Raw genomic sequence first — 13,393 nt, 5'->3', positions numbered from 1 at the left:
TCACCGTCGTCGATGTCGTCCGGATCATCCCCTTCATCATCGTACTCGTCATCGGGAACATAGATGCGCACATTATTTTCGTCGTCGCCCCCGTCATCCGACAATTCCTCCCAATAGTCGCGCAGAATCGCGCCGGTATTGGGGTTGATAACCAGTTCGCGGCGAAAGCGTTGACTGGTTGCCACCACCCTCAAGCGCCCCAGCAGGGTGCGGTGCATGGTGATTTCGACAAAGCCCTGGTCCTGCAACTGCGTCAGGACCTGCTCCTCGACACTTTGGGCAAAGCCCGGGGTCGCTGACAGCGCAAAAGCGATAAGCGCGGCACGGATCATCCCGGTTTCCCTGGCATTGCAACGCCCCAGGCGGCCGGAGGCACCGTCATTTTCTGGCCTTCCTGAAAGTTGCGTTGAAGGCAATGGACCAGCGTTCTTCGCTCGACTCGTTGGGATAGACCCAGTGAACAAGGTAGGACGGGAAAAGGACCATCTCGCCCGGCTCTGGGCGCAGCTTCTTTTTCATTCGGAAAGACGGTGCCTGAAGGATGCGCCAGTTCGGCAGGTCCGTGCGTGGGTCGATGAATTCGATCATGCCGGAGTTTCCGGTCTCGATCTCGGGCTGGGCCACATAATAGACCCCCGACCAATGCGCTCCGGGATGGGTATGCGGTGCATTGAAGGCACCCTTGGGGTTGGCATTCATCCAGGCGAAAATCTTCAGTGCGAGCGCCTCTCTCGGGGCCTGCGCACCGATCTTCTCATTGGCCGTGAAGATCGCCTCGGTTGCAAGGTCGCGCAGCTTGTTTACACAATCGGTGTCCCGATCGAAGAGGTTTCCCTCTGAATGCCATCCGCCCCGGTTGGACTTCGACGCCCCGCCCGATCCGGCACGCATTCGGTTGCCCTCCTCCAGAAGCGCCTCGTTGAAGGCGACAGGATCGGGGACCTGAAACCGGAACACCGGCGTCGAGAATAGCTTTTCATACCTGGTCTGTTCGAGCATGGATATCTGCCTGTCGGTTACGTCGCATGTTGACCGCTCCCTCCGGCGCATCAGGGGAAGGAGCGGCCTGGACCGGTCGCTAAAGGCCGCGGTCAGTCTTCGTCTTCGTCATCATCTTCATCATCTTCATCATCGTCCTTGTCGTCTTCCTCGTCGTCTTCATCGTCCTCGACATCGTCGTCTTCATCGTCATCTTCTTCGTCGTCATCGCGCTCGTCGTCTTCGTCGCGCTCGTCGTCGTCCTCGTCGTCGTCCATCTCGTCGTCGATGAAGTCCTCGTCGTCACTTTCGATTTCCACACCGGTGCGTGTGGCGTATTCCCCCTCGGCCACTTCGGTTTCCTGCCTGAGAATCTCTCCGGTCGCGGAATCGTAGATCACTTCCAGCTTCATGCCGTCGCGGACGGCCTCGACCTTGATCTGGCTGGGGCCTTCCTGGACCTCGACGTAGGTGAAGCCCTGGCTTTGCAGATCGGCCACGATCTGGTCGGTGGCAGATTGCGCAAGCGCGGGCGTGCTGGCCAGGGCCAGGGTGGCGGTGGTTGCGAGAAGGGTCTTTTTCATGGATCTGATCTCCGAATGGTCTTGTTGCGCCGCATATGCGACGTGACCCGAAACTGGACGGCCCGACCCGCCACGATCCATCGTCCAGAGGTTTAATCAGGGTACAATAAACTGCAGGTAGCCGCCCATAAACCCAGGTTTATGGGCCGCCAGCCATGGGTATCAGTCCGTGTCGCGGCCTTCCTCGGTATCCGTCATGTCGAAGCCCAGGTGCCGTGCCACGGTCTGCACATCTTTGTCGCCCCGTCCGCACATGTTCATGATGATGATGTGATCGCGGGGCAGGTCCGGCGCGATCTTCATCACATGGGCCAAGGCATGGCTCGGTTCCAGCGCGGGAATGATGCCCTCCATCGCACAGCTCAGCTGAAAGGCCTCCAGCGCCTCGGAATCGGTGATGGACACATATTCGGCCCGCCCGATGTCGTGGAGCCACGAATGTTCGGGCCCGATGCCGGGATAATCCAGGCCGGCGGAGATCGAGAAGCCTTCGAGGATCTGCCCGTCGTCATCCTGCAAAAGGTAAGTGCGGTTGCCATGGAGCACGCCGGGCCGGCCGCCGGTCAGGGACGCGCAATGTTCCATCCGGTCGTCGACGCCCTTGCCGCCGGCCTCGACCCCGATGATCCGCACCTCCTTGTCGTCGAGGAACGGATAAAACAGCCCCATCGCGTTGGACCCGCCCCCGATGGCCGCAATGATCGTGTCGGGCAGGCGGCCCTCGGCCTCCTGGAGCTGCTCCTTGGCTTCTTTGCCGATGATCGACTGGAAGTCTCGGACCATGGCCGGATAGGGATGCGGCCCGGCAACGGTTCCGATGCAGTAGAACGTGTCGCGCACATTCGTAACCCAGTCGCGCAGGGCGTCGTTCATGGCATCCTTGAGCGTGCCGCGCCCGCTGGTGACAGGAATGACCTCGGCCCCCAGCAGGCGCATGCGGAACACGTTGGGTGCCTGTCGGCGCACGTCATGGGCGCCCATGTAGATGATGCACTGCAGGCCGAACTTGGCACAGACCGTGGCGGTGGCGACGCCGTGCTGGCCGGCGCCTGTCTCGGCGATGATCCGGGTCTTGCCCATGCGGCGGGCCAGCAGGATCTGGCCAAGCACGTTGTTGACCTTGTGCGCGCCGGTGTGGTTGAGTTCGTCGCGCTTGAGGTAAACCTTGGCCCCGCCAAGGTGCCCGGTCAGGCGTTCCGCGAAATAGAGCGGGCTGGGCCGGCCCACGTAATGCGTCCAGAGGTCCTGCATCTCGTTCCAGAAGCCCTGGTCATCCTTGGCCCGATCGTACTCGGCCTGGAGCTCGAGGATCAGCGGCATCAGCGTCTCGGAGACGAAACGCCCGCCGAAATCGCCGAAACGGCCCTGTTCGTCCGGGCCGGTCATGAAGGAATTGAAGAGGTCGTTCATCGCTGGCTCCCTGCTGCATCGCTTTCCTCTAGCCCAAGGTGCGGCCTTAGGAAAGCATGCAGGCCTTGTCTGGGGGAAGTCTTGTCGTGGCAGTGAGATTAGCGTGCCTGCCAGTGCAAGCCAGCCGAATTCAGCCCTGGGCGGCACTTATGAATGCGGCCATCTTGCCCGCGTCCTTGACCCCCGGCGTGCTTTCCACGCCCGAGGCCACGTCAACCTGCACCGCGCCGGTCCGGTTCACAGCCACCCCTACGTTTTCGGGCGTAAGGCCGCCGGCCAGCATCCAGGGTCGGGTCCAGTATTTGCGCCCGGCCAGCAGGCGCCAGTCGAAGGCAAGGCCGTTGCCGCCGGGCAACGCGGCTCCCTCGGGCGGCTTGGCATCCAGCAGCAACTGGTCGGCCACGGCGCTGTAGTGGTCAATCGCACCCAGGTCCTCGGGTCCGGCAATGCCGAGACATTTCATCACCGGAAGCCCGTAACGGGCGCGGACCTCGGCCACGCGCTCTGGCGATTCGCTTCCGTGCAACTGCAGCATGTCCAGCGGAACAGTATCCACCAGCGCGTCGAGCGCCGCATCCGTCGGATCGACGACCAGCGCCACCTTGGCGACGCCCGGTGGAACTTCCAGCGCAAGCGCCCGGGCCAGGTCCGGCGTCACTGACCGGGGCGAGCGCTCGAAGAAGTTGAACCCCAGGTAACGCGCGCCAGCGTCAATGGCCGCGCCGACATCCTCCGCGCTCCGCAGACCGCAGATCTTCACCGCGATTTCAGGCATGTCAGCTGGCCTTGTCGAGCACTGCCAGGATCTCGTCCTGACCCTCGTGCTTTTCTTCCTTCAGGCGGTCCACCTCGCGGCGCAGCCGGTCCAGCTCCCGCGATTTCAACCGCGCCTCCGAGCGCAGGCGGCGTTCACGCAGCCATTCCCACAGAAACCCGATGACCAGGCCCAGTGCCACACCGAGGAACAGTACCACGAATAGCGGCAGCTCGATCGTGGGGGAAAGCCCAAGGAACTGCGCCAGCTCGTCGGGCATCGCGCGCAACTGCGTCGGCGTTCGATTGGCCAGCCCCACCACGACCAGCACCAAGGCGACAACGCCCCAGAAGGTGTATCTGAAGTAGCTCATGGTCCCTGCCCTACCCACCGTTCAACCGGTCGCGCAAGAGCTTGCCGGTCTTGAAGAACGGGACATGCTTCTCGTCAACCTGAACCGCCTCGCCGGTACGCGGGTTGCGCCCAACGCGGGCATCACGCTTCTTGACCGAAAAGGCCCCGAAGCCACGCAACTCGACACGGTTGCCATCGGCCATGGCATCGATGATGCGTTCGAACACGGTGTTGACGATACGCTCCACATCCCGCTGGTAGAGATGAGGATTCTCTTCGGCGATCTTCTCGATCAATTCCGAACGGATCATGTGATCGTCTCCCCTTCGGATGATGCGCCGACGTCCCCGACGCCCTCACACTATAGGGGCGTTGCCGCCTTCACGAAATAGCGGTGACGGTGTTTCTTGAACAAATTCGATGAGGGAGGATCAGGATTTCAGCCTTGTTGCCCCGCGAAGCGGGCCGGTCAACCGATCAGGCATCCCGTCCGCCCGGCTTTGATTCGCAAACAAAAAGCCTCCGCCGCGGAAGCGGCGGAGGCTTCGGGATCAAGACTGGACGCCTCGCCTCAGTCGTCGTCGCCCTTGAGCGCGGCGCCGAGGATGTCGCCAAGCGAAGCACCCGAGTCCGACGAACCGAACTGTTCCACGGCCTCTTTCTCCTCGGCGATCTCGCGCGCCTTGATCGACAGCCCGAGGCGGCGGGACTTGTTGTCGATGTTGGTGACGCGCACATCGACCTTGTCACCGACCTGGAAGCGCTCGGGGCGCTGCTCGGCGCGGTCGCGGCTCAGGTCGCTGCGGCGGATGAAGGACTTCATCCCCTCGTATTCGACCTCGATTCCGCCATCCTCGATCGAGGTGACCTCGACGGTGATGATCGACCCGCGCTTGATGCCGCCGATGGCCTCGGCATAGGGATCGCCGTCCAGCGCCTTGATCGAGAGCGAGATACGCTCCTTCTCGACGTCCACTTCGGTGACCTTGGCCTTGACCACGTCACCCTTGCGGTAGTTCTGGATGGCCTCCTCACCGCGCTCGTCCCAGCTGAGGTCGGACAGGTGGACCATGCCGTCGATGTCACCCTCGAGGCCGATGAACAGGCCGAACTCGGTGATGTTCTTGACTTCGCCCTCGACCTCGGTCCCTTCGGGGTGGGTCTCGGCGAAGACCTCCCAAGGGTTGCGCATCGTCTGCTTGAGCCCGAGGGACACCCGGCGCTTGGCCTCGTCGATCTCCAGGACCATGACCTCGACTTCCTGGGAGGTCGAGACGATCTTGCCCGGGTGGACGTTCTTCTTTGTCCAGGACATTTCGCTGACATGAACCAGGCCCTCGACACCGGGTTCCAGCTCGACGAAGGCACCGTAGTCGGTGATGTTGGTCACGCGGCCGGTGTGCACGGACTCCAGCGGGTACTTGGCCGAAACGGCATCCCACGGATCGTCCTGCAGCTGCTTCATGCCCAGGCTGATGCGATGGGTTTCCTTGTTGATCTTGATGACCTGCACCTTGACCGTTTCGCCGATCGACAGGATCTCGGAGGGGTGGTTCACACGACGCCAGGCCATGTCGGTGACGTGCAGCAGCCCGTCGACACCGCCAAGATCCACGAAGGCGCCGTATTCGGTGATGTTCTTGACGACACCGTCGACGGCCTGGCCTTCTGCCAGCTTGGCGATGACCTCGGCGCGCTGTTCGGCGCGGCTCTCTTCGAGGATCGCACGGCGCGAGACCACGATGTTGCCGCGGCGGCGGTCCATCTTGAGGATCTGGAAAGGCTGCTTGAGGCCCATGAGCGGCCCGGCGTCACGCACCGGACGCACGTCGACCTGGCTGCCGGGCAGGAAGGCCACGGCACCGCCCAAGTCGACGGTGAAACCGCCCTTGACCCGGCCGAAGATGGCGCCCTCGACACGCTCCTCGGCGGCATAGGCTTTCTCAAGCCGGTCCCAGGCAGCTTCGCGCCGGGCCATCTCGCGGGAGATCACCGCTTCGCCGCGGGCATTCTCGGAGGCGCGCAGGTAAACCTCGACCTCGTCGCCGACGGCGATCTCGGCGGCCTCACCGGGATTTGCAAATTCCTTGACGTCGACGCGGCCTTCCATCTTGTAGCCGACGTCGATGATGGCTTGGCCCGCCTCGATGGCGATGACCTTGCCCTTGACGACAGAGCCCTCGGCGGGCGTGTCCATTTCGAAGCTTTCGTTCAGGAGGGCTTCGAATTCCTCCATGGATGTGTTCTGAGCCATGTGGCGACTTGTTCCTTTTAGCGTCTTATTCCGGCCACGCGGTTGTCTCCGCGGGTCTTGGGGTGAATTGGTCGAACCCGATTTTCGGGGCTTGCGAAAACGAAAGAGGGCCGGGGGTCCCGACCCTGCTCGCCTTGTGGCTGTCCCGCCACTTCGACAGGCGCGCGTATATGGGATAATCGGGCGACAGGCAAGAGGCGCGGGGGCTGCGGCGGCGTCAGGTTCGGGCCGCCGTCACCGCCGCGATCGCGCTGCCTACCGCCTGGGCAATGGTCAGGTCCGATGTGTCGATGCAGGTTGCGTCCGCCGCCGGCCGCAGTGGCGCCGCCACGCGGTCGGAATCGCGGGCGTCGCGCTCGCGGACATCGGCCAGCACGCTGTCATAGCTCGCCTGGTGTCCATTTTCGACAAGCTCTTTCAGGCGCCGCTCGGCCCGGCATTCCGCACTGGCCGTCACGAAGAGTTTCGCCTCGGCCTCCGGACAGATCACCGTGCCGATGTCGCGCCCGTCCAGTACCGCACCCCCGGACCGGCGCGCGAAGGCGCGCTGAAAGTCCACCATGGCCTCGCGCACCTCCGGCATCACGGCGACCTTGCTTGCCGCCTGCGCCACGTCTTGCGTGCGCAGGCCATCGGCTTCCAGGTCCTCCGCCCTCAGCGCCCGTGCCGCCGCGACCGGGTTCTCGCCCAGAAGGACACGCTTGCCCACGGCGCGGTAGAGCAGCCCGGTATCGAGGTGCGCCAAGCCGAAATGCGCGGCAACCGCCCGGGAAACGGTGCCCTTGCCTGCCGCGGCGGGTCCATCGATGGCGACGGTAAAACTCATGGACGGGGCCTCCTCAGATGCCAGATCAAGACAAGCACAGCCAGGTAAAGCGATGCAAACTTTGCCTGCGTCAGGGACGAGGCAGAACGCACCGCCACCGGGTCCGGTGCGGGGTTGAAAACAAGGCGGTGAAGCGCCGCGTTCTCGGCCAGGTCGATCCCGGCATAGAGTGCCGCCAGCACCGCCACGAGGGCCCGCAACCCTCCCCCGCGCCAGCCCACCAATGCCAGCCAGGCGGCCAGCGCCACCGCGAAGACCCTGTCCCAACCCGTTAGAAGCCGGGCATAAGCCTGGCCCGCCTCCGGTGTCAGGGCCTTCAGGAAAGGTGCGATCACGGCGGCATCATAGCCCAGCAGGCGGAAATCGGGCGGAACATGCCCCCCGGCACCAGGGATCACCGTGAAATAGAGCAGCGCCCCCATCACCAGGTAACTGCCCAGGGCAACGGCCCCTGTGATCCGCCTGGCCGCCCCCAAATCAGTTCGTCCGGACAAGGCCGGCGCCCAGCCCGGTCATCAGGCCTTCGAAGATCGGGAAGGACGTCGCGATCGGCCCGCCATCGTCCACGCGCATCGGTTTCTCCGTGGCCAACCCCATCACCAGGAAGGCCATGGCAATCCTGTGGTCCAGGCGGCTTTCGACCGTCACGCCACCCGGCACATCGCCATGGTCCCGGCCATGAACGATCCACCAGTCCGTGCCTTCCTCGACCTTGACGCCCGCCGCGCGCAGTCCCCGCGCCATGGCGTCGATCCGGTCACATTCCTTGACACGCAGTTCCTTGACGCCGCGCATCTCGGTCTTGCCCTGCGCAAAAGCGGCGACCACCGACAGCACCGGGTATTCGTCGATCATGCTCGCCGCGCGCTCGGGCGGCACCTCGACCCCTGCCATGTCGGGTGAGAACCGTGCGCGCAGGTCCGCCACGGGTTCGCCACCCTCTTCGCGCATGTTCTCGAAGGTCAGATCGGCCCCCATCTCCTGCAAGGTATGGAACAGCCCGGCACGCGTCGGATTCAACCCGATATTGGGCACCAGCACGTCCGAGCCTTCGACAAGAAGCGCAGCGCAAACCGGGAACGCCGCCGAGCTGGGGTCACGCGGCACAACGATCGCCTGCGGTTTCAATTCCGGCTGCCCCGTCAGGGTGATCACACGGCCCTCCTGCGTTTCCTCGACCGACAATTCCGCCCCGAACCCCGCCAGCATGCGCTCGGTGTGGTCGCGGGTCGCGTCCTTCTCGATCACCACCGTTTCGCCGGGCGCATTCAGTCCGGCCAGCAGCACGGCCGATTTCACCTGCGCCGATGGCACGGGCACCGCGTAGCGCACCGGCACCGGGTCCGCCGCCCCCACGATGGTCATCGGCAGCCGCCCCCCGTCACGCCCGAAGGCCTGCGCCCCGAACAGTGCAAGCGGGTCCGTCACCCGCCCCATGGGCCGCGCATTGAGCGATGCGTCCCCGGTGAAGGTCACCGTGATGGGCGATGTCGCCATCGTCCCCATGATCAGGCGGACACCGGTCCCCGAATTGCCGCAATCTATGACCTGTTCCGGTTCCGAGAACCCGCCGACGCCCACGCCATGCACCGACCATTCACCGCCACCATGATCCGTCACCTCGGCCCCGAAGGCCCGCATGGCCTTGGCGGTGTTCAGCACGTCCTGGCCTTCCAGCAAGTCCGTGATCCGGGTCTCGCCGACGCTCAGCGCGCCAAGGATCAGCGCCCGGTGCGAGATCGACTTGTCCCCGGGCACATCGGCGGTGCCGGTCAACGGCCCGCCCTTGCGGGATATCATCGGGATGGGGGCGCCATGGCTCGACATGCGGGTCTCCGGGATTGGTGTCCGCAGCCTGATAGACCGCCCTGCCGCGAGCGTCCACACCATCTGCCCATCTGCGCGCCCGGGGCGAGGTGCCAGGGGCTGCCTCGGGTCGGAAACACCGCGGGGAAGCGGCGATGGCAGGTCGGGCGCAGCCCCCCCCCGCTACGACTTGCGGAAGGTCAGGTAATGCGGGACGCGCCCTTCGCGCAGCGCTTTTTGCTCGTACCGGGTCGGCATCCAGTCACTCCAGGACTCGCGCCAATCGGCCGGCCCCTCGGCGAGCCACTCGAAACCATGTGCCGGCACCTGTTCGAGGGTCTGGCGCACGTAGTCCTGAATGTCGGTGGCCACGCGGAACTCTGCACCCGGCTTGAGCACGCGTGCCAGCGCCTCGAGGTAGTCCGGGGTCACGAAGCGGCGGCGGTGGTGCCGTTTCTTGGGCCAGGGATCGGGATAAAGCAGGAACGCCTTGGCAATCGAGGCCTCGGGCAGCACATCGAAAAGGTCACGCACATCGCCGGGATGCACGGCCAGGTTTTCCACGCCCGCCTTGCGGATCTTGCCCAGAAGCATGGCGACGCCGTTGATATAGGGCTCGCACCCGATGATGCCGATATCGGGGTTGCCCGCAGCCTGGTGGACAAGATGCTCGCCACCGCCGAAACCGATCTCGAGCCAGACCTCCTTGCCGCCGAACAGCGCGGCAAGGTCAAGCGGCACACGCTGGGGGTTCGCGTCCCAGTCGACCGGCCCGGGCGAGAGCTTTTCCAGGTCTTCGTCCAGATAAGTTCGCTGGCTGTCACGCAGGCCCTTGCCCTTGGTGCGGCCATAGAAATTGCGCCAGGGTGCGTCCGGGTGCTTGTCAGGTTGTGTGCGGTCACTCATGCGCGGGTCTTTAGCGGCGTGGCAACGGTTGCGCAACGGCAGCAATCCTTGACCCATCTAATGTGCGAATACGCACGGATTTTGCTGATATATGCCGAACTGTGACTTTAGCCAGAAACACGCAAACCGTCCCGGTCACCTGTCACAACGAGGATGCGCAAAATGACCCAAGTCACTCCATATGCCGCGCCGGTTGCCCGGCTTCTGCTATCTTTCATGTTTATCCTGTCAGGCCTGCAAAAGATCACCGGCTATGCCGGCACCCAGCAATACATGGAGGCCATGGGCGTGCCCGGCGCCTTCCTGCCGCTGGCCATCCTCACCGAGGTCGCGGGCGGTATCGCCCTGCTGCTTGGCTGGCAGGCCCGGATTGCCGCCGTCCTGCTGGCCGGGTTCTCGGTCATCTCCGGCCTGCTGTTTCACTTCCTCCCCTCCCTCGGGATGGAGGGCATGGCCGCCCAGGGCGAGATGATCAGCTTCATGAAGAACCTGACCATCGCCGGTGGTATGCTGATGGTGGTGGCCGCGGGCCCTGGCAAGTGGTCGCTCGACGCGCGGGCCGGACGCGAAACCGCCACCGCCTGAGCCCATCAGGCCAATCCGCATACGGCCCCGCCCCGGCGGGGACGTTTTCCGTTTGATCAGACCGCCTTGAGAAGCGCCTCGACAAGGTCGGTGCGCTCCCAGCTGAAGCCACCGTCGGCCTCGGGCGCGCGACCGAAATGGCCATAGGCGGCGGTGCGGGCATAGATCGGCTTGTTCAGGTCAAGATGGGTACGGATGCCGCGCGGGGTCAAGTCCATGACCCGTCCAATCGCGGCCTCGATCGCCTCCTCCGCAATCTCGCCGCTGCCGTGCGTGTCGATATAGATTGACAGGGGGTGCGATATCCCGATGGCGTAGGACAGCTGAAGCGTGCAGCGCCCGGCAAGGCCCGCGGCCACCACGTTCTTGGCCAGGTAGCGTGCGGCATAGGCGGCCGACCGGTCCACCTTGGTCGGGTCCTTGCCGGAAAAGGCACCCCCACCGTGCGGGGCAGCACCCCCATAGGTGTCGACGATGATCTTGCGGCCCGTCAGGCCCGCATCGCCGTCGGGGCCGCCGATGACGAACTTGCCAGTCGGGTTCACCCACCATTCGGTTCGGTCACTGAGCAGGGTCGCGGGCAGGACCGCGCGGATATGGGGTTCGACGATGGCGCGGATGTCATCGCTGGTCTGGCCCTCGTCAGAATGCTGGGTCGAGAGCACGATCTGGGTCACTTCGACCGGCTTGCCATTCTCATAGCGCAGGCTGACCTGGCTTTTCGCGTCCGGCCGCAGCGCAGGTTCCGTGCCGTTCTTGCGGACCTCCGCGAGGCGCTTAAGGATCGCGTGAGAATAGAGGATCGGCGCGGGCATCAGCTCGGGCGTCTCGTTGCAGGCAAATCCGAACATGATGCCCTGGTCGCCCGCGCCCTCTTCCTTGTCGGCTCCGGCGTCGACGCCCTGGGCGATATGGGCGGATTGCTCGTGCAGCAGGTTGGTGATCTCGCAGGTGCGCCAATGGAACTCGTCCTGCTCGTAGCCGATGTCGCGAATGCAATCGCGGGCGATCCCTTCGATCGCCTCCATCTTCTCGGCCAGCTTGCCCTTGTCGGCCAGGCCGATCTCGCCGCCGATCACGACGCGATCCGTCGTGGCGAAGGTCTCGCAGGCCACGCGCGCCTCGGGCTCTTCGGCGAGCAATGCGTCCAGAACGGCATCGGAGATCCGGTCGCACACCTTGTCCGGGTGCCCCTCGGAAACGGATTCCGAGGTGAAGGTATAATTATCGCGTGTCATCGAGAGTGCTCCGTTCAGGTTTTGCCGCGCCACGCCAGGAAGCCGTTGTGGGCGGATTTCTTGTTGCATACGGCCTAGTGAGCGGCCCCGTCGCCGTCAACGTGAATCCGCCTACGCCGCACCGAAACCAGCCCGAGTGTGGCTATCAGCACCGCCAGAACCGGCCAGTCACCGGCCCGCGAATAGAGCGTCGGCGGCAGCGGGTCGCTCACCCGCACGTCAAGGTACCCGGCCTCGCCCAGGGGGAGGCTGTCACCGATGCGCCCGCGCGCGTCGATCACCGCCGAGATGCCGGTGTTGGCCGCGCGCAGTACGGGCAGGCCCTGTTCGATGGCCCGGGCACGGGCTTGCAGCAGGTGTTGGCGCGGACCGGGCCCCGTGCCGAACCAGGCGTCGTTCGTCATCACGACCAGAACCTCCGGGCGCGTGCCGCCCTCGACGATCTCCTCGGGAAAGATGCCTTCGTAACAGATCAGGATGCGCGCCCGGCCCAGGCCGGCAACATCGAGCGTCCCGCCACCGGTGCCAGGGGCGTAGCCACGCGCCATGTCCACGACGCCAGTCAGGCCGATCTTGCCGAAAATCCAGACCAGCGGGACATATTCACCGAAGGGCACGAGGTGTTGCTTGTCATAGAGCGCGGCGACGCTGCCGTCGGTTTCCACCACGATGGCACTGTTGTGATATCCCGCCTCCGGTGCCCAGCGCTGAATGCCGGCCAGGACCGGTGCCCCGCGCCCTGCCCGGCCAATCTGTGCGAGCCAGGTGTCGGCATTGCGCAAGAGCGTCGCCACCGAGGTCTCGGGCCAGATCACAAGGTCAGGTGGCGGATCGGCAGCAGTCGCTGCAATCGCGCGCTCGAAAAAGACAGGGATCCACTCAGGGTCCCACTTGAGATGCTGCGGCGCGTTGGGCTGGACCAGCCGCACCCGGGGCGCCGTCTCGTTGGTTCCGGGCATCGGCGTGGCAAAACTGGCAGTCACCAGCCCGGCGCAGATCACTGCCAGCCCCGGCCAGAGGATCGTCCGGCCCCGGTCCAGGGACACAGAGGCCAGCACCGCAACCGCCACCAGAACCGCACTGGCCCCGTGCGGGCCCACGACGGCAAAGAGGTAATCCACCGGGCCGCCGATCAGACTGTAGGACAGCATCGCCCAGGGAAATCCGCTGAACACGTGTGCGCGCGCGAACTCCGCTGCGATCAGCGCGGCCGCAACGCCCACCGGCCTGAGGATTGCCGAACGAGCCCCGAAAGCCCCCAGACCGAAGGCCGCGGCCCAGAACAGCGCCAACCCCCCGGCCAGTCCCACGATGGCGATCGGTGCCATCCAACCGTGCCGCAGCGGGTCCACGAAGAAGGGCTCGACGATCCAGCGCAGCGTGATGCCGAAGTAGGCCAGGCCCATGGCCCAACCGAACCACGCGGCCTGCCGGGCCGACAGCGCATGGCTCGCCCGCAGCGCCAGCACCAGCCCGGCCAGGACCCAGAGCGCGCGCAACGGGCCCTCGCCCATCTGGCCGAAGGACAGGACCATCCCGATGGCCAGCGCCAGGCCGCCCCTGCGCGAGCGCCGCCATCCGGCGATTGCCGCGGCACCCGCCGCCAGGCGCCTTCTGTCAGCCACCTTCGCGCCCGGGCAGCCGCACGCGCAGCCGCTTGATGCGGCGCGGATCGGCCTCGACCACCTCGAATTCCGG

The 13,393-nt window shown here is 65.0% G+C and carries 14 protein-coding genes, 1 pseudogene and 1 riboswitch; of the genes and pseudogenes, 1 reads left to right on the top strand and 14 read right to left on the bottom strand.

Going from position 1 to position 13,393, the window contains the following annotated elements; all coding sequences use genetic code 11:
- From VJ897_RS11160 to trmB, 12 genes and pseudogenes are all read right to left on the bottom strand, one after another.
- Positions 1-332: pseudogene (locus VJ897_RS11160) on the bottom strand (hypothetical protein); the annotation flags it as partial.
- A gap of 46 nt (positions 333-378) precedes the next feature.
- Positions 379-999 (bottom strand): TIGR02466 family protein, encoded by a 621-nt coding sequence (locus VJ897_RS11155; RefSeq protein ID WP_324055741.1) that lies wholly within the window; start codon positions 997-999, stop codon positions 379-381.
- Between the two features lie 92 nt (positions 1,000-1,091).
- Positions 1,092-1,562 carry a PepSY domain-containing protein gene (locus VJ897_RS11150; protein WP_324055740.1) on the bottom strand — a complete coding sequence of 157 codons (471 nt, stop codon included), beginning with the start codon at positions 1,560-1,562 and terminating at the stop codon, positions 1,092-1,094.
- Between the two features lie 162 nt (positions 1,563-1,724).
- A complete protein-coding gene (gene trpB / locus VJ897_RS11145; RefSeq protein ID WP_324055739.1) occupies positions 1,725-2,972 on the bottom strand; it encodes a tryptophan synthase subunit beta in 1,248 nt (415 codons plus the stop codon).
- A 130-nt stretch (positions 2,973-3,102) separates the two neighbouring features.
- Positions 3,103-3,747: a phosphoribosylanthranilate isomerase gene (locus VJ897_RS11140; RefSeq protein WP_324055738.1), complete on the bottom strand. Its 645-nt coding sequence runs from the start codon at positions 3,745-3,747 to the stop codon at positions 3,103-3,105.
- Position 3,748: 1 nt separating this feature from the next.
- Positions 3,749-4,099, bottom strand: coding sequence for a LapA family protein (locus VJ897_RS11135; RefSeq protein ID WP_324055737.1), 351 nt, complete (start codon positions 4,097-4,099; stop codon positions 3,749-3,751).
- Between the two features lie 10 nt (positions 4,100-4,109).
- Entirely contained in the window at positions 4,110-4,391 is a 282-nt protein-coding gene (gene ihfB, locus VJ897_RS11130; protein ID WP_324055736.1) for an integration host factor subunit beta, read from the bottom strand.
- Positions 4,392-4,651: 260 nt separating this feature from the next.
- A complete protein-coding gene (rpsA, locus tag VJ897_RS11125) occupies positions 4,652-6,511 on the bottom strand; it encodes a 30S ribosomal protein S1 (RefSeq protein WP_324055743.1) in 1,860 nt (619 codons plus the stop codon).
- A 40-nt stretch (positions 6,512-6,551) separates the two neighbouring features.
- Positions 6,552-7,160, bottom strand: coding sequence for a (d)CMP kinase (cmk, locus tag VJ897_RS11120; RefSeq protein ID WP_324055735.1), 609 nt, complete (start codon positions 7,158-7,160; stop codon positions 6,552-6,554).
- The gene (locus VJ897_RS11115; RefSeq protein ID WP_324055734.1) at positions 7,157-7,654 is read right to left on the bottom strand and encodes a hypothetical protein; all 498 of its coding nucleotides are present in this window, start codon (positions 7,652-7,654) and stop codon (positions 7,157-7,159) included. Before VJ897_RS11115 ends, cmk begins: the two co-directional genes overlap by 4 nt.
- The gene (gene aroA / locus VJ897_RS11110) at positions 7,638-8,987 is read right to left on the bottom strand and encodes a 3-phosphoshikimate 1-carboxyvinyltransferase (protein ID WP_324055733.1); all 1,350 of its coding nucleotides are present in this window, start codon (positions 8,985-8,987) and stop codon (positions 7,638-7,640) included. The genes VJ897_RS11115 and aroA overlap by 17 nt, the downstream gene beginning before the upstream one ends.
- Before the next feature lie 162 nt (positions 8,988-9,149).
- Positions 9,150-9,872 carry a tRNA (guanosine(46)-N7)-methyltransferase TrmB gene (gene trmB, locus VJ897_RS11105; RefSeq protein ID WP_324055732.1) on the bottom strand — a complete coding sequence of 241 codons (723 nt, stop codon included), beginning with the start codon at positions 9,870-9,872 and terminating at the stop codon, positions 9,150-9,152.
- Between the two features lie 153 nt (positions 9,873-10,025).
- On the opposite strand from trmB, the gene VJ897_RS11100 reads away from it, so the two are divergent.
- Complete coding sequence (locus VJ897_RS11100; protein ID WP_324055731.1) at positions 10,026-10,457, top strand: DoxX family protein; 432 nt, start codon at positions 10,026-10,028, stop codon at positions 10,455-10,457.
- A 56-nt stretch (positions 10,458-10,513) separates the two neighbouring features.
- Here VJ897_RS11100 and metK read toward each other — a convergent pair whose 3' ends face one another.
- Positions 10,514-11,695, bottom strand: a complete 1,182-nt coding sequence (gene metK / locus VJ897_RS11095; RefSeq protein WP_324055730.1) for a methionine adenosyltransferase — start codon at positions 11,693-11,695, stop codon at positions 10,514-10,516.
- 6 nt (positions 11,696-11,701) lie between these two features.
- A riboswitch (SAM-SAH riboswitch) is annotated at positions 11,702-11,752 on the bottom strand.
- 17 nt (positions 11,753-11,769) lie between these two features.
- A complete protein-coding gene (lnt, locus tag VJ897_RS11090) occupies positions 11,770-13,230 on the bottom strand; it encodes an apolipoprotein N-acyltransferase (protein ID WP_324055729.1) in 1,461 nt (486 codons plus the stop codon).
- Positions 13,231-13,393 lie beyond the last annotated feature (163 nt).

Origin of the sequence: Salibaculum sp., from assembly GCF_035270045.1 — a bacterium.
GTDB lineage: Bacteria > Pseudomonadota > Alphaproteobacteria > Rhodobacterales > Rhodobacteraceae > Salibaculum.
This window is presented reverse-complemented; position numbering and strand designations above follow the sequence as displayed.